This window comes from Corynebacterium sp. Marseille-Q2823 (assembly GCF_903645345.1).
GTDB classification, from domain to species: Bacteria; Actinomycetota; Actinomycetes; order Mycobacteriales; family Mycobacteriaceae; genus Corynebacterium; species Corynebacterium hiratae.
In genome coordinates, this window is record NZ_CAHJXS010000006.1 from 105,945 (window position 1) to 119,655 (window position 13,711).

General features: G+C 58.7%; 14 protein-coding genes and 1 pseudogene. 7 read left to right on the plus strand and 8 right to left on the minus strand.

What is annotated here, in order from left to right; genetic code table 11:
• The first annotated feature begins 2 nt into the window (after positions 1-2).
• The 4 genes and pseudogenes from HWX44_RS08615 to HWX44_RS08630 form a co-directional block, all read left to right on the plus strand.
• Complete coding sequence (locus HWX44_RS08615) at positions 3-1,064, plus strand: PLP-dependent cysteine synthase family protein (RefSeq protein WP_035011700.1); 1,062 nt, start codon at positions 3-5, stop codon at positions 1,062-1,064.
• On the plus strand, positions 1,064-2,500 hold the full coding sequence (locus tag HWX44_RS08620) for an MATE family efflux transporter (protein WP_035010194.1): 1,437 nt from the start codon (positions 1,064-1,066) through the stop codon (positions 2,498-2,500). Before HWX44_RS08615 ends, HWX44_RS08620 begins: the two co-directional genes overlap by 1 nt.
• Before the next feature lie 74 nt (positions 2,501-2,574).
• On the plus strand, positions 2,575-2,823 hold the full coding sequence (locus HWX44_RS08625; RefSeq protein ID WP_254868149.1) for a hypothetical protein: 249 nt from the start codon (positions 2,575-2,577) through the stop codon (positions 2,821-2,823).
• A pseudogene (locus HWX44_RS08630) lies at positions 2,810-3,484 on the plus strand (ArsR family transcriptional regulator); the annotation flags it as partial. The gene HWX44_RS08625 and the pseudogene HWX44_RS08630, both read left to right, overlap by 14 nt.
• A 544-nt stretch (positions 3,485-4,028) precedes the next feature.
• Here the strand turns inward: HWX44_RS08630 and HWX44_RS08635 are convergent.
• Positions 4,029-4,775 (minus strand): hypothetical protein, encoded by a 747-nt coding sequence (locus tag HWX44_RS08635; protein ID WP_144656703.1) that lies wholly within the window; start codon positions 4,773-4,775, stop codon positions 4,029-4,031.
• A 94-nt stretch (positions 4,776-4,869) separates the two neighbouring features.
• Between HWX44_RS08635 and HWX44_RS08640 the strand changes: the two genes are divergently transcribed.
• Positions 4,870-5,118, plus strand: a complete 249-nt coding sequence (locus tag HWX44_RS08640; protein WP_175974193.1) for a hypothetical protein — start codon at positions 4,870-4,872, stop codon at positions 5,116-5,118.
• A gap of 450 nt (positions 5,119-5,568) precedes the next feature.
• Here the strand turns inward: HWX44_RS08640 and HWX44_RS08645 are convergent, their stop codons facing one another.
• The 3 genes from HWX44_RS08645 to HWX44_RS08655 are packed head-to-tail and all read right to left on the minus strand — an operon-like array spanning position 5,569 to position 7,596.
• Positions 5,569-5,988: a molybdenum cofactor biosynthesis protein MoaE gene (locus HWX44_RS08645; RefSeq protein ID WP_144657647.1), complete on the minus strand. Its 420-nt coding sequence runs from the start codon at positions 5,986-5,988 to the stop codon at positions 5,569-5,571.
• Positions 5,978-6,448, minus strand: a complete 471-nt coding sequence (locus HWX44_RS08650; protein ID WP_144657645.1) for a MogA/MoaB family molybdenum cofactor biosynthesis protein — start codon at positions 6,446-6,448, stop codon at positions 5,978-5,980. The genes HWX44_RS08645 and HWX44_RS08650 overlap by 11 nt, the downstream gene beginning before the upstream one ends.
• Positions 6,445-7,596, minus strand: coding sequence for a molybdopterin molybdotransferase MoeA (locus HWX44_RS08655; RefSeq protein ID WP_175974195.1), 1,152 nt, complete (start codon positions 7,594-7,596; stop codon positions 6,445-6,447). The genes HWX44_RS08650 and HWX44_RS08655 overlap by 4 nt, the downstream gene beginning before the upstream one ends.
• A gap of 40 nt (positions 7,597-7,636) precedes the next feature.
• Between HWX44_RS08655 and HWX44_RS08660 the strand changes: the two genes are divergently transcribed.
• Positions 7,637-7,891 carry a MoaD/ThiS family protein gene (locus HWX44_RS08660; RefSeq protein WP_144657643.1) on the plus strand — a complete coding sequence of 85 codons (255 nt, stop codon included), beginning with the start codon at positions 7,637-7,639 and terminating at the stop codon, positions 7,889-7,891.
• On the opposite strand, the gene HWX44_RS08665 is transcribed toward HWX44_RS08660, so the two are convergent.
• Genes HWX44_RS08665 through HWX44_RS08680 form a run of 4 tightly spaced genes read right to left on the minus strand, consistent with a single transcriptional unit; the run spans position 7,888 to position 12,423 of the window.
• Positions 7,888-8,259, minus strand: a complete 372-nt coding sequence (locus HWX44_RS08665; RefSeq protein WP_144657641.1) for a phage holin family protein — start codon at positions 8,257-8,259, stop codon at positions 7,888-7,890. The two genes, HWX44_RS08660 and HWX44_RS08665, sit on opposite strands and share 4 nt — an antisense overlap.
• A 16-nt stretch (positions 8,260-8,275) precedes the next feature.
• Entirely contained in the window at positions 8,276-9,328 is a 1,053-nt protein-coding gene (gene hisC / locus HWX44_RS08670; protein WP_175974198.1) for a histidinol-phosphate transaminase, read from the minus strand.
• 10 nt (positions 9,329-9,338) lie between these two features.
• Entirely contained in the window at positions 9,339-11,012 is a 1,674-nt protein-coding gene (locus tag HWX44_RS08675; protein WP_175974200.1) for an alpha-keto acid decarboxylase family protein, read from the minus strand.
• A 13-nt stretch (positions 11,013-11,025) separates the two neighbouring features.
• Positions 11,026-12,423, minus strand: a complete 1,398-nt coding sequence (locus HWX44_RS08680) for an amino acid permease (RefSeq protein ID WP_175974202.1) — start codon at positions 12,421-12,423, stop codon at positions 11,026-11,028.
• 113 nt (positions 12,424-12,536) lie between these two features.
• On the opposite strand from HWX44_RS08680, the gene HWX44_RS08685 reads away from it, so the two are divergent.
• A complete protein-coding gene (locus HWX44_RS08685; RefSeq protein ID WP_175974204.1) occupies positions 12,537-13,691 on the plus strand; it encodes a PucR family transcriptional regulator in 1,155 nt (384 codons plus the stop codon).
• The last annotated feature ends 20 nt before the right edge of the window (positions 13,692-13,711 follow it).

Sequence of the window (13,711 nt, forward strand, 5' to 3'; positions counted from 1 at the left end):
AGATGCCAAAAAGAATTTATACGCAGATGTCTCAACTCATTGGCAATACTCCTCTGTTCGAGCTTGTCTGTACGCCCCAGAAAAGTCGCGTTTTGCTTAAGCTCGAGCAATTCAACCCAACTGGAAGTGCGAAAATCCGGATGGCCCAGTCGATGATTAAGGCGGCAGAGCAGGATAACCGACTTCAAGAGCATGGCACTATCGTTGAATCGACTTCCGGTAATACTGGACAGGGCTTAGCACTTCTTGCACTTGAGCGCGGATACGACTTCGTAGCAGTCGTCGATAATCATTCTTGTAAAGATAAATTGAACTCCATGCGTGCAATGAATGCACAGATGTGCTTCGTTTCCAATCAAGATGACGATTCGCTCGCCACATCGGCTAGAGAAAACCATGCTGAGGAGCTCGGCAAACAACACGGCTGGGTATTCATGAAGCAGCATGACAATGTCGCAAACTCGATGGGTTATTACCCTGCAGCTGATGAAATTTTGAATGATCTTGGGGAAAGTCCGACTCATATCATTAGTGCCGTAGGCACAGGTGGAAGCCTCTTTGGAGTTACTGAACGTCTCCATCAATTGGGACACCGTCCCACTATTATAGGCGTCGAACCGGAAGGTTCCATTGCATTCGGTGCTCCTGGACACGACTATTGGCAATCTGGAACGGGCACCCCCGAAGGTGCAGTTATCGGCACTTCAGTTCGCTACGACTTACTCGACTACGGAGCAAAGGTATCCGACAAAGCAGCTTTCGCTGCATGCCGAACAATCGGAAAGCACATGGGGCTTCTACTGGGAGGATCTGCTGGCGGAGCCGTAATAGCAGCCCTCGAGCTCCTGCCGGGCTTTCCCGCTGGCTCTACATCGTTGACCATGGTGTGCGATGGAGGGGAAAAGTATCTAGATACCGTATTCAACGATGAGTGGATGTCCGAACGTGGTTTACTCGATGTCGCCCTCGAGGACAAAATTTGGGAACAAGTTATGTCATTGCGCGCTGGGGAAAGCCCAATTTCGCTAAATTCAACACGAGTTTCATGGTCGAAGGAAAAGTAGTGCCCGGAGCTACCTCTCAGAAACTAAACCGCCAGATTTTGGCGTTGTCTCTTCCCCTTGCCGGCACACAGCTTGCGAATATCGCAATTTCAACCACCGACACTTTCATGATGGGCCAACTTAGCCTCGGGGCTCTTGCTGGCGGAGGTTTGGCAGTTGTGTGGTTTAACCAGATACGCACAATGGCCGTGGGCCTATTAACACCGCTGGGCAATAGAATTGCGTCGGCTCATTCACTCTACGAAAGCAAATCTCGCGAGCGAGCGGACTCCGAACTATCTGCCGCTACGCTGCAACGCGAAATTCGCAACCTCTCACGCGCCGGCTGGCTATTAGCAACTGTCAGCGGTCTAGTGGGAGCACTGGTTCTGATGGCGATTGCCTACGCCCTACCGTTTTTCGGCCAGTCCGCTGAGATTAGTTCCGCAGCCACTTCCATGATGTGGTTGCTCGCGCCAGGTCTTGTTCCTTGTTTGTGGTTCCAAGTCTCCCGTCAGTTTTGTGTAGGCCTCGGCAAACCAAAATCGCTACTACACATAACCGTGGCGATGATCGTAGTGAATGCAGCGTTGAACTACGCGCTCGGTTTTGGATTCGGGCCGTTTCCTGCATTGGGTCTGCTAGGCATTGGACTGTCCACCACACTGGTTCATTTATTGTCGGCCCTAATTTATCTGCGAATCACCATCCGAGATCCCGACCTCTCAACTTTTCTTGCCCTCGATTTCTGGAGTGCCGACGGAGACACGATGCACGGAAGGCTCCGTCACCTCGTCCGCACTCAGCTTCGTCTGGGGCTTCCAGTCTCAGCAACCTACGGAGCCGAAGCGGGCATGTTTTCTGTGCTGGCGATGGTCATGGGATCCTTTGGCACAGAAGCACTCGCAGCGCACAACGTCGTCTATCAAATAACCTTTATTGTTTTCCAGATTGGTGTTGGGTTCTCCCACGGCAGCTCTATTCTTGTGAGTCGCGCTTGGGGTCTGAATGACAACTCCCTTGCACGCCAAGTCGGCATTCGAACTCAAACGATGATGGCTGCCATCGTTGCTGTTGCTTCCGTCAGCTTTCTTTGCGCTCCCCGCCTCGTACTTTCCCCATTTATAAGCAGCTCCGAGAAATCCAATGCCACCGAGACATTAAGCATCGCATTGGGGTTGTTGGCTATTGGCGCAGTGATGGAATTTGTCGATACTGCACAAAACATAGCTATCGGTCTCCTGCGCGGGATTAGCGACACCACTACTGGTTTGAAGGCATCCCTCACTGGTTATTGGATTATAGGTTTGCCAGCTGCTTTAATACTTGCTTTTCCCATCGGTCTAGGGCCTCACGGGGTGTGGTGGGGATTGGTCATCGGGCTTGCCAGTTCTTCAATAATCCTTTGGAGAGCTTTCCTTCTCGCGACGCGTAAAGACCTTACCGTGAAACTCTAAAGAACTCGTCCCTCAAAGCGATATCCACGTCGCAGGTATCCGGTCGTTCACGTTCGTGTGCAACACTTAAAAGCATGGTTGACAAGCAGGCCGACACCTCATCATGCAGCGAAGCCCAACAGGCTTCGCCAGCTTTTGACGAAACTACAGAGTTTTCCACAAACCGGCTCGCAGGCGAGTTCACCGACGAAGACCGTTACGAGATTTTCAATGATGACCAGCTCTCCCTCAAGGCTGCCTTGATTTACCTGGTCGCAGCGCTTGTGGGCGGTTCGGTTATCGCTCTGGCGTCCTGGTTCGCCTTCCACCGCACAAGCGTTTAAGGCACTGGCCCAGGACGTGGACGCGGAAGTCTCTGCCGGACTCGACCAGTACGACCCGGAGCTCATCGACGGTGTGCGCGTGCTCTGGATTACCGAGGGCACCGCCGCCCGCGAAGAGACCGCGTTCCGGCATGCCCTCAAGACCGGGCACAGGCTGCGTGCTGCCGGCCAACGACTCACGGATGCAGCCATCATCGACGCCTACGAGCACGCCTATAACGTCGCACAGACCCACGGAGGCGCAGGCCGCCCTGCAGAGCTTCCCCCGATGCGCGACCGTCAGACTATGGCACGACGAGTCCGCGGCTACGTGACGCAATCCAAGAACGCGGCCTCCATGGGGCCGAGCGCGCCTGGAAAGGCAACCAGCAGCGAGCGCAAAGCCTTAGCCACGATGGGCCGCAAGGGCGGACAGAAAGCCGCACAACGCTGGAAAGACCGTGATAGCGACTATGCGCAGTCCGAGCGAACACACAGGAGGAAGCGCGTACAGGGGCAAACAACGCGTGCAAAAATTCAAGCCCTTATCGGTCAAAGTTTTGTGGAAACTGGCGTGATCTCATCACGTAAAGAAATCATGGCTGAAACAAGTGTGTCTGAATCTACCGTTAAACGGCATCTGCGAGATCTGCGTACCGCGGGGTTGCTTCCTGAGTTGTAGGGGGGGTCATACCGTAAGCAATGTACGGTTCCCCTGCCGCTAGGCAGTTAGTAAAACTTCTCAAGAAGAGTTTTACAGAAGCTGGAAAAGATCAGCTGGAGTATCAGAGGACAAAACAGCATTGACAAACGGAGCAAAACTTGGGGCACTTCAGCGAGCGAAAATTTAAGTCCTTGTCGGTCAAAGCTTTGTTGAAACCGGAAAGCTTCCATCACTTAAAGAAATTATGGCTGAAACAGGTATGTCCGGGTCTACTGTCAGGACGGCATTTGCGAGAACTGCTGTCTTGACAGACGAGGGGACAACCCTACGACGTTAGGTAGGTTGGACTATGGGTAAACATTCATTGTCCACGTCCGGTTGTTTGAGAACCTTTTTCCGAGTTTTGCGCCCTTCCTGTTAATGCGGTCATGCCTGCGCTCAATAGGGCTATCAAGGCGACTATCCAGCCAATGCCAGAGTACTCAACCTTGAAGGTCGTGAATATCGCCCCAGCAGCAGCAATAAATAGAAAAGAGGTAGTTAGTTGTCTCATTTCTATCATCTATTCCCATGAATTAAAAGCGCATCCCTCAATCACTCCCACTGTTGCCCCTGTAGCTGCAGATATGCATAGAAGGCAAGCCGTGCCTAGTGTAACAAGGCATCCCGCGCTGCAAGCAATGCTCAGAGCTGCAACCGCCCATGAAGCGATTCCTTGGCTGCTCAAGCAATCGTTGAGAGCTCCCCAATTCATTCCGTAGGGGGTCACCATTCTCTCACTGGGGGATGATGGATAGGTTGTCTGAGCGCCAACCTCCACAAACTCTTCCTTTTGCAAATCTCCGTTAACGAAGACGCTCACGGTTCCGGTGGTCTCCGTTGCTTGGGCAAGATTGATTTGAACAGTGTTCTCGAGAGTTCCCGTGGGAGAGAAACCTGCTACGGCTATGCTTCCATCCGTTAGTCCTTTAATCGGGGCGGAAGCATAGTAATATCCCTCAGGCGTTTGTTTGACGGAAATCGATTTATAATCAATGAACTGACCATTTTTCAGAACTGCATCCTCATTAAATGCTTTCTTCATTGAAGATTCGAACGAGGCTGCTTCAGCACCTAGGATCTGTCTATTTTCCTTCTCGGCTTGGGCGTTGCGGGTCAGTGAGTCAATTGCTGCACTGTTTGTAGACTCTGGTTCCGTTTCAGGGGTTTGTGTTGATGATGAGGCTTGGACTGCCATTGCTGGTGGCTGGGCCGTCGCCGTAGATACGGCAATAAAAGCTGCGGCTAGGCCTTTTGCTACTTTATGCATCCTGTGCTCCTGAGAGAATCTAGTTGGTGGTTGAGTCCCACATTGCCGACTGGTGGGATATGCCCATTTTCTACTTTTGTACACTATTTAATTCATGAAATTTGAGAAGAGGATACGAAAGTACCCTATTGGTGAAAAGGGGGAACATTTGTGGACGAAGAATGGTTATCCTGAGGGATTGTTTTCGGATGATGGGGAACCTTGTTCTCAGGGAAACGTACGGAGTCGGCGGCAGGCGGAACACGCTCGAGCCTGGGCTACCGCACGCCGGCTGAAGTCGAAGCCGAATTTTGAAAAACACCACCCCGGTCAAGAAATGATGGAAATCAAGGCACAAGCCTAGGGACAAAACCTGAGGCACTTCACAGCACCAGTACGGCGTTCACACACTGCTGCTTGAATTGATCGGAATAAGCGCTAGGCATAATGACCATATTTCATGTTGAGAGTTTCTCCATCAACAAGAATCCTGGCACCTCATTTAATGCTTCTTCTCCTGGCGATAATGGAAGCGTAGAAGTTTACCGAGCGCAGGGATAGGAGACCATGGAATCTGCGGTAATACTAGAGATCTCAGCGTTTGCGTTGATAAAAACTGTTTCTTGGCTCCCCTACGGCCCGACCATGAACTCCCATTAAACGTACCGCTGCGCATAGCGGCGCATTCCAAAGTTGGGTTCCCACACCTAAAGGGAATAATGGGGGAACCCAGCTTTCGATGTGGTCGCCACTTTACTAAAATATCTATCTCAATTTTTCGCCCATACCGAATTCTGATAGTGCATACGACCGTTCATTCCAAGCCTACCCACGTGGTGGTGTCATCGGTGTGAAGCTGCTTTTTCCAGATGGGGACTTCCGCCTTGACGCGGTCGGCGCAGGTCGAGGCCGCCTCGAAGGCGTCCTTGCGGTGCGCGGAGGCAGCGGCGACGATGAAGGCGGATTCGCCAATTTCTAGTGGGCCAGTACGGTGTGCGCACCAGAGGCGCACGGCGGGGAAGGCGGCAGCGACTTCAGCGGCCACGCGCTCGATCTCTTCTTGGGCGCTAGGATGCGCGGTGTAGGTAAGGAGTTTCACACCCCGGCCGGAGTCGTGGTTGCGCACGATGCCGTCGAATACAACGACGGCGCCGGTTTCAGCGGTGGCGATGTCCGGGGCTGAGATGGGCTCAGCGCTGATGTGGGCGCCGATAAGGCCGAAATCAGTGCTCATGAATGCCTTCCAGCTGGTTGATGATGTGGTGAAGAACTGGTTCGAGGACCGTGCAGCCGTCTTTGGCAGCGCCCGTCGAGCCGGGCAGGGCCATGGCGAAAGTGGACCCGGTGACTCCGGCAATCGTGCGGGAGAGCGCCGCGGTGGGGATGGCGGCGGAGTGCGCGTAGAAGGCGTGGGCTAGGCCGGGGAGCTCGCGCTCGAGGTGTGGGGTGAGCGCTTCGACGGTGCGATCATCCGGTGTGATGCCCGTGCCGCCGGAGGTGAGGATGACGGAGGGCGCATCGGCGAAGGCGGTGGCTAGGGCGGCGTCGATGTCGGCGTCCGCGACGACGAGGGGTTGCGGGGTATCGAAGCCTTGTTCACGCAGGAAGTTCACCAAGATGGGGCCGGAACGGTCCTCATACTCGCCGGCGGCGGCGCGGGTCGAGGCAACGATAACGAGTGCGCGGCGGGTCATGAGAGCGGGAACACCTCCACAAGGTCGCCGGCTGAAAGCTGCGTGTTAGCCGGGATACGGATGAGGGCGTTAGCGCCGATGGCCTGGGACATTAGATGGGAGCTGGTGCCGCCGAGGAAGGAGGCATGGGCGGTGCCGTCGGACATGCTGATAGTTCCGCGGCGGAACTGCTCGCGGTTGTTGAGTCCATCTGCGGGTTCCACCAGGTGTGCGCGGACCGGTTTCGGGGCATGGCCAAGGACGGGTGCCAAGTAGAGGCGGAAGCTCACCAGCGTGGAGATGGGATTGCCGGGGAAGCAGACCACGGGGACGTCGCCAAGGCGGGACAGGCCCTGTGGGCCGCCGGGCTGCTGGGCCACATGGCCGAACCAGCCGTCTTCTTCGAAGATTTGGCGGATGACCTCGAATTTTCCGTGGGAGATACCGCCGGAAGTAACGATGATATCGGGGCGGTGGGTGATGACTGCTTCAGCGAGGTCGGAGCGAAGAGTATCGGGATCGTCGTTCGTGCGCACGAAGCCAGCCACGTCGATGCCAAACTGCGCAGCCAAGGCCGCGAGCATCGGTGCATTGGAATCGGGGATGGTGGCCTCGCCGTCGCCGCCGATTTCCGCGCCACCGGTGCAGATGAGGATGCGGGCGGGCGCGTACGTGCGGACCTCGGCCAAGCCTTGGGAGGCGAGGGTGGCGATGGAGGGGGCGTCGAGAAGCGCGTGCTCATTGATGAGGGTTGTGCCGGCCTTGACATCGGAGCCCGCGCGGCGGATGAACTGCTCAGGGGCTGCCGGCACAGTGACCGTGGCGCCTTCTTCCGGGAAGTGCGGAGGCTCGCAGTGCTCGACGGGGACGATGGTGACGGTGCCTTCAGGGATTTTTGCGCCGGTCATGATGGGCAGGGCGGTGTCTTCGGTGAGGTCACCCGGGGGATCCCCAGCCGCTATCGTGCGGCCCACGGTGAAGGTACCGCCATCACAGGTGGAAAGCGCATAGCCATCCATCTGTGAGTTATCAAAAGGCGGAAGGTTGTGTTCGGCGCGGTACGTGGCGGCGGCGCGGCGGCCGAAGGCGCTGGTCAGGGGTGTGGAGACCGCGCGGGGCTGCGGAAGAGCCGCGCGAACGGCGGCGAGGTGTTCCTCATAGGTGCGCATCGGGTTCCTTCCTGTCACGGAGGCTGGCATAGTGGCAACTATGGTCGACATACATTACTTTGCCGCAGCTCGTGCCGCCGCGGGGCGCGCGCAGGACACAGCGCAGGCGGAAACGTTGGGGGAGCTGCTGGACGTGTTGCGCGCTCGGCACACCGGCAGCACCGAGGCCGGCATGAGCTTTGCGGAGGTGCTGGAGCGCTGCACCTTCCTGGTGGATGGTGCGAGCGCTACCGAGGACGCTGTGCTTAGCGACGCCTCCCGCGTCGACGTCCTCCCGCCCTTCGCTGGCGGTTAGTCCTGGCGGCGCAGGGGGCTGGTGAAGAAGTTCACCACGCTGGAGACAATCGCGAGCACAATCGCACCGATGATGGCGGCCCACCAGCCGTCGATGACGAGCGAATCCATCAGCGCGCTGACGAGGAGCAGGACCGCGCCGTTAATGACGAGCGCGAAGAGGCCCAGGGTTAGGCAGGTCAGCGGGGCGCCGAGGAAGCGGAGCACCGGGGTTACTACCTCGTTAACGATGATGAAGACCGCCGCGATGAGCAGGAAATTCTGGGCGGTCGCAGGCTCGATGGAAATTCCGGGAATGAGTGCGACCACGGCCCAGAAGGCCACCGCGACGGAGATGACGTTGAGTCCAAAATTGATGAGAGTTTTCATACTCTCCACCTTATGCCTACGCGTTAAAGGCCGCCTCCCAAGCGGTGAGGAGAGCCTCGGTCTCTTCCGCCGTGGTGACGGTGACACGCACGCCTTCGGGGAAGGCGCGGACGAGGACGTCATTCTCCGCGAGCTGTGCCGCGACGTCCTGCGGGGAGCCCAGCTTCGCAATGGAGTCGGCGGCGAACCAGATGTGATTGGCCTGGGATTCCGGTACGCCAAAATCCGCGAAGTGCTCCACCAGGCGGTCGCGCTGCTCCACGGTCTCGTCGGTGCGCTCACGCAGCTCTTTCTGGGCGGCCAGCGAGGCTAGCGCACCCGCCTGTGCGATGGAATTAACGGAGAAGGGGATGGCGACCTTGCTCAGCGCCTCGATGATCTCGGCGTTGCCGAAGGCATAGCCCAAGCGGACGCCGGCCAGCCCATAGGCCTTGGAGAAGGTGCGCAGGCCAATGACATTGTCGTGGGTGTGGACATAGTCGGTGGCCAGCGGGACGGCGTCGTTGCGGTTGTACTCGATGTAGGCCTCATCGAGCGCCACGATGACGTCCTTCGGGACCTTGGCCAGGAAAGCGTCGAATTCCTCCTTGGTGATGACGGAGCCGGTGGGGTTGTTCGGGTTGCACACGAAGATCAGGCGGGTCTTATCCGTGATGGCAGCCGCCATGGCCTCCAAGTCCACGCGGTGATCCGCGGTGAGCGGAACCTTGACCGGGGTAGCGCCAACGACCTGCGCGAAGATGGGATAAGCCTCGAAGGAGCGCCAGGGGAAGACAATCTCATCACCGGGCACCGAGGTGATCTGCACCAGCTGTTGGCACATCGCGGAGGAACCCGCGCCGCAGGTGACCTGCTCCGGGGTGACACCAAGGTTTTCGGCGAGTGCCTTGCGGATTTCCACCGCGCCCATATCCGGGTAGCGGTTGACGTGCGCGGCTGCAGTTTCCATGGCCTTGAGCGCGCCGGGCAGCGGCTCCTGAGTTGCCTCATTGGAGGAGAGCTTCAAGGCGTGCTCGGCGTTCTTTCCGGGAACGTAGGCGGGCAGGGAGGAAAGGTCTGGTCGAATCATGTTCTCCACCTTAGGCGTTGCGGGGGCCACGAGGGCCGAAGTCGAAATCAGCGGTCTGCGGCCCGAAGGCCTGAAGGCCCTTCGGCGCGTCGAAAGCATCGAGGCGCACTTCGAGGAAGGCGCCGCGCTCTGGATGGGCGGCGATGTCTTCCAAGGCCTTGGCTAGCTCGCCTTCGGTTGAGGCCACGTAGGACTCCATCGTGGTGTCCTTCATGAAGGCCTTAGGCAGGGCCGTGTAGTCCCACATCTGAATCTCGTTGTACTCGCGCTCCATACCCAGGATGTAGCGCTCGATGGTGTATCCATCGTTGTTCACCAGCACGATGATGGGCTTGAGATCCTGGCGCAAGATGGTGGAGAGCTCCTGGGCGGTGAGCTGGAAGGAGCCATCGCCGATGAAGAGAACATGGCGGCGTTCCGGGTTGGCCAGCTGCGAGCCCAGCACGCAGGGCAGGGTAAAGCCGATGGAGCCCCAAATGGTGGAGTTAATGTACTGCACGCCCTCGGGCATGCGCTGCTGGCCCAAGCCAATGTTGGAGGTGCCGGCTTCAGCGATGACCACGTCATCTTCCTGGATGAAGCCGAGCATCTGCGGCCAGATGCGCTTCTGGGTCAGCGGGGCATCCGGTTTCGGCTCGAAGGGCTCGGGCTCGAAAGCCGCGCTTGCCGACGCCTCCGCTTCCTGGATGCGGTCGAGGAGGACGTCGAGAAGCTCCAGCGTATTGATGCCCACGAAGAACTCACCGTTGGCGTTGACGTGCTGGTCGCCGAAGTTATAGACGCGGGCATCGGCCAGGTTATGAGTGAAGGAGCCGGAGTTGACCTCGATGAAGCGCGGGTTCGTGGTGACCAGGAAATCGGATTTTTCGATGCGCTCCTGCACGCCCGGTGCGGAGGCCGCACCGTTATAGGTGCCGATGAACAGCGGGTGGCGCTCAGACAGAATGGCCTTGCCGGAAGAGAGCTGGGAGTAGGGTAGCTGGGCCTTGTCGATGATGGCGCGGAACTTTTCCGTGAAACCGTGGCGGTTGGTGTCCTGATCGATGAGGATGATCGGGTCCTTGGCCTTCTTTAGGTGCTCCAAGAGGTAGTCCGCGGCGGCGTTTAGGCGCTCCGGATCGGAGGTTGCCAGCTCGGTGGAGAAAGGCTCGTCGGGGACCTCGATGGTCAGGTGCGTGATATCGGAAGGAATCTGGATGTGCACCGGGCGCTTCTCGCGTAGGCAGGTGTGCAGAGCGCGGTCGAATTCCTCGACCACGTTCATGGGGGACACGCGTGTGGCCACTTCGGTGAAGGGCGCGAAGGAATCGAGCATGTTGGCAAAGTCGCCGTCGGCAAGCGAGTGGTGCAGGTTCCAGCGGAACTCCGTGGCGTACTGGGGTGGTGCGCCGGCGAGGGAGACCAGCGGGACGTGCTCGGCGCGGGCACCGGCGATGCCGTTGAGCGCGGAGAGCTCGCCCACTCCGTAGGTGGTGAGCAGGCAGCCTACGCCGCGTTGGCGGGCATAGCCGTCAGCGGCATAGGCGGCATTGAGCTCGTTGCAGGCGCCGACGAAGCGGATGCCTTCGGAGGCCTCGATCTGCTCGAGGAAGCTCAGGTTGAAGTCACCGGGCACGCCGATGATTTCAGTAATACCGATGGCCTTGAGGCGGTCCAGGATGAAATCACCAATGGTGGTCTGCATGAGAGGGTCCTTTCTATGTGTTTCGTGCGTCGTGGCGCTTCTTGCCCAGCCAGATGAGGGCCAAGGTCACAATCCAACAGGGTAGGACAATGGCGCCGGTGCGGTAGTCCGGCAGCATGAACATCAAAGCGATGATGAGGGCGAAGAAGCCCAAGCACAGGTAGTTAGCGATGGGGTAGAGGGGCGCGCGGAAAGCAGCATCCGGGCAGCGCTTGCGGAAGTTCAGGTGTGCTACGGCGATGGCGGACCAGGAGATGAGCTCCGCGCCGACGATGATGGCGAGCAGAACAATCAGGATCTTGCCCTCGAAGAGGAAATTAAGCAGCACGGCAGAACCCATGAGCAGGGAGTTGAAGAGCAAGGCGCGAACCGGCACGCCCTTAGCACTGACGGAGTTGAAGAAGGGTGGAGCTTGGCCGCCGCGGGAGAGATCCCTCAACATGCGCGCGCCGGAGAAGGTCATGGTGTTGAACACGGAGACGGCGGCGACCAGCACGATGAGGTTGAGGCCCGTGGCGGCGGCCGTAATGCCCAGGGTGCTCAGCGCGCGCACGAAGGGCGAGGTGGAGGTATCAAGTTCGTTCCACGGAGCGAGCAGCACGATGATGCCGATGCCGCCGACGTAGAAGATGAGGATGCGCCAGATCACGTTGTTGATGGCCTTGGGCAGGCTTTTAGCGGGATCCTGTGCCTCGCCCGCGGCGGTGCCGATGGAGATGATGCCGCCGAAGGAGAAAATCACCGCGACGAGGGAGAAGAGCACGCCGGAGGCACCGTTGGGGAAGAAGCCGCCGTGCTCGGTGATGTTGCTCAAGCCGAGGGCGGGCTCCGGGGTGAGGCCGAAGACGATGGCCGCGCCGACGACGATCATGAGGATGAGCGCGACAACCTTGATAAGGGAAAGCCAGAATTCCGCCTCGGCGAAGGCGCCGACGTGCACCAGGTTGATGGCGGTGACGATGACGAGCGCGACGAGGGCGGTGAGCCAGTGTGGGATTCCGGGGAACCAGAAGTCCATGATGGTTCCGGCAGCGGTGAGCTCCAGCATGCCGACGACGATGGTGGTAAACCACCAATTCCAGCCGGTGACGAAACCGGCGATGGGCCCGATGTATGAGCGGGCGTAGGCGCTAAAAGAGCCGGCGACGGGGTGTTCTACGGCCATCTCACCAAGCATGCGCATGATGAGGAAGATGATGAAACCGCCGATGGCATAGGCGGCGATAACGCCCGGACCGGCCTCCTGGATGGAGGCGCCGGAGCCCAAGAAGAGGCCCGTGCCGATGCACGAGCCAAAAGCGATCATCTGCAAGTGGCGCGACTTCATGCCGCGCTGCAGACCGTCGTCTGCACTCGTGTTGTCGCTGGCGACAACATCCTGTGCCCTGACGGAATTGTTGGTTGTGGTCATGTAGACGCCCTTCATGAACGTATATGTGTGACGTGGGTCATTTAACTGTAGGAGATTATTGCGCAGCACAGTTTTGTTTGTCACTAGACAATATTCGGAAGTATCTTTGACATATGTCAAAAGTGACACCCCCGCAGCTGACGAGCATTCAGGATATCGTCGACGAATGCGCCCAGATCCTGCAGCGCTCCGTCGAGGTGACTACCCCCGCCATCGCGGTGATTGCCGCCAGTGCGCAGATTGGTGCCATCGATAAGAACAGGGCGGCCTCTATTCTTAATCGCACCCCGCCCCCGGAGCCCATCCCGTGGATGCTGAGCTTCGGTATTCAAGAGGCGGTCCTGCCGGTTCGCCTGCCCGCCAATCAGCGCTATGACATGCTGCCTCGCGTGGTCATCCCCCTGCGCCACGAGGATCGGCTCGTGGGCTACCTGTGGATTATTGATGAGCCCGCGCTGGGTGATGCCCCCTTGGTCCGCCTCGGTTCTTTAACGGCTCCGCTAGCCAGGCTTATCGACGAACGCGATGCGCCCCTCGCCGCCCGCGCCCAACAGCTCGGTGAGCTGGCCCGCGAGGTGCTTACCGGTGATCTGGCCGCGCTGGCCGGGGCGCGTGAGCGCGATCTTTTGCCCTCTGATGGCGAGCTGACCGTGCATCGCGTGCTGGTGGAAGGCGATCAGCGCGCGGTGGCCGTGGAGCTTGCCCGCCCGCTGGTGCGCCGGCCCTTCCTGGTTGCGGATTCTCATGATTCCCTCGTGCTTGTCGAGTGCCGCCGCGATGACAAGGACACCGAGGCCCTTATGGAGGAGCTACAGAGTGCGTCGCTCGTCGCCGGCGCCGAGGTGGTAGCCCGCGGCTCGGCGCCGACGGCCCCGCAGGCGCGACTCATGGCGGACGTGGCCAAACTCTGCGGCCAGGACTCGCTGCGCTGGGAAGAGGCGGGCGCGTGGCGCCTGCTGCGTGGATGGGAACTGACCCCCGCGACGGTGGTGGCGATGAGCCCGGATGCCGCGGTGCTTCTCGACGACCCCCGCAACTCCTACTGGCACACCCTGCTGACCTATTTTGAGCATTCCCGCAATGTCTCTGCTACCGCTAATGCGCTCTACATCCACCGCGCTACACTGCACTACCGCCTAGACCGTGTGCGTGAGATTCTCGGGCCCGGCGTGCTCGATGATGGCTGGCGTTGCGCGGCTCTTTACGTTGCCCTCAAGCTGCACGCGGCGCTTCAGGGAAAGAATAGGGAAGCCCCATTTTGTCCATAGGGGAAGCGCTCAGGTAGAGT

What these genes read in the sequence shown, in the direction of transcription:
- HWX44_RS08675 (WP_175974200.1), bottom strand. Translation starts at nt 11,012, where the DNA reads ATGCAGACCACCATTGGTGATTTCATCCTGGACCGCCTCAAGGCCATC.
- HWX44_RS08650 (WP_144657645.1), bottom strand. Translation starts at nt 6,448, where the DNA reads ATGACCCGCCGCGCACTCGTTATCGTTGCCTCGACCCGCGCCGCCGCC.
- hisC (WP_175974198.1), bottom strand. Translation starts at nt 9,328, where the DNA reads ATGATTCGACCAGACCTTTCCTCCCTGCCCGCCTACGTTCCCGGAAAG.
- HWX44_RS08655 (WP_175974195.1), bottom strand. Translation starts at nt 7,596, where the DNA reads ATGCGCACCTATGAGGAACACCTCGCCGCCGTTCGCGCGGCTCTTCCG.
- HWX44_RS08645 (WP_144657647.1), bottom strand. Translation starts at nt 5,988, where the DNA reads ATGAGCACTGATTTCGGCCTTATCGGCGCCCACATCAGCGCTGAGCCC.
- HWX44_RS08660 (WP_144657643.1), top strand. Translation starts at nt 7,637, where the DNA reads ATGGTCGACATACATTACTTTGCCGCAGCTCGTGCCGCCGCGGGGCGC.
- HWX44_RS08635 (WP_144656703.1), bottom strand. Translation starts at nt 4,775, where the DNA reads ATGCATAAAGTAGCAAAAGGCCTAGCCGCAGCTTTTATTGCCGTATCT.
- HWX44_RS08685 (WP_175974204.1), top strand. Translation starts at nt 12,537, where the DNA reads ATGTCAAAAGTGACACCCCCGCAGCTGACGAGCATTCAGGATATCGTC.
- HWX44_RS08665 (WP_144657641.1), bottom strand. Translation starts at nt 8,259, where the DNA reads ATGAAAACTCTCATCAATTTTGGACTCAACGTCATCTCCGTCGCGGTG.
- HWX44_RS08680 (WP_175974202.1), bottom strand. Translation starts at nt 12,423, where the DNA reads ATGACCACAACCAACAATTCCGTCAGGGCACAGGATGTTGTCGCCAGC.
- HWX44_RS08640 (WP_175974193.1), top strand. Translation starts at nt 4,870, where the DNA reads ATGAAATTTGAGAAGAGGATACGAAAGTACCCTATTGGTGAAAAGGGG.
- HWX44_RS08625 (WP_254868149.1), top strand. Translation starts at nt 2,575, where the DNA reads ATGGTTGACAAGCAGGCCGACACCTCATCATGCAGCGAAGCCCAACAG.
- HWX44_RS08615 (WP_035011700.1), top strand. Translation starts at nt 3, where the DNA reads ATGCCAAAAAGAATTTATACGCAGATGTCTCAACTCATTGGCAATACT.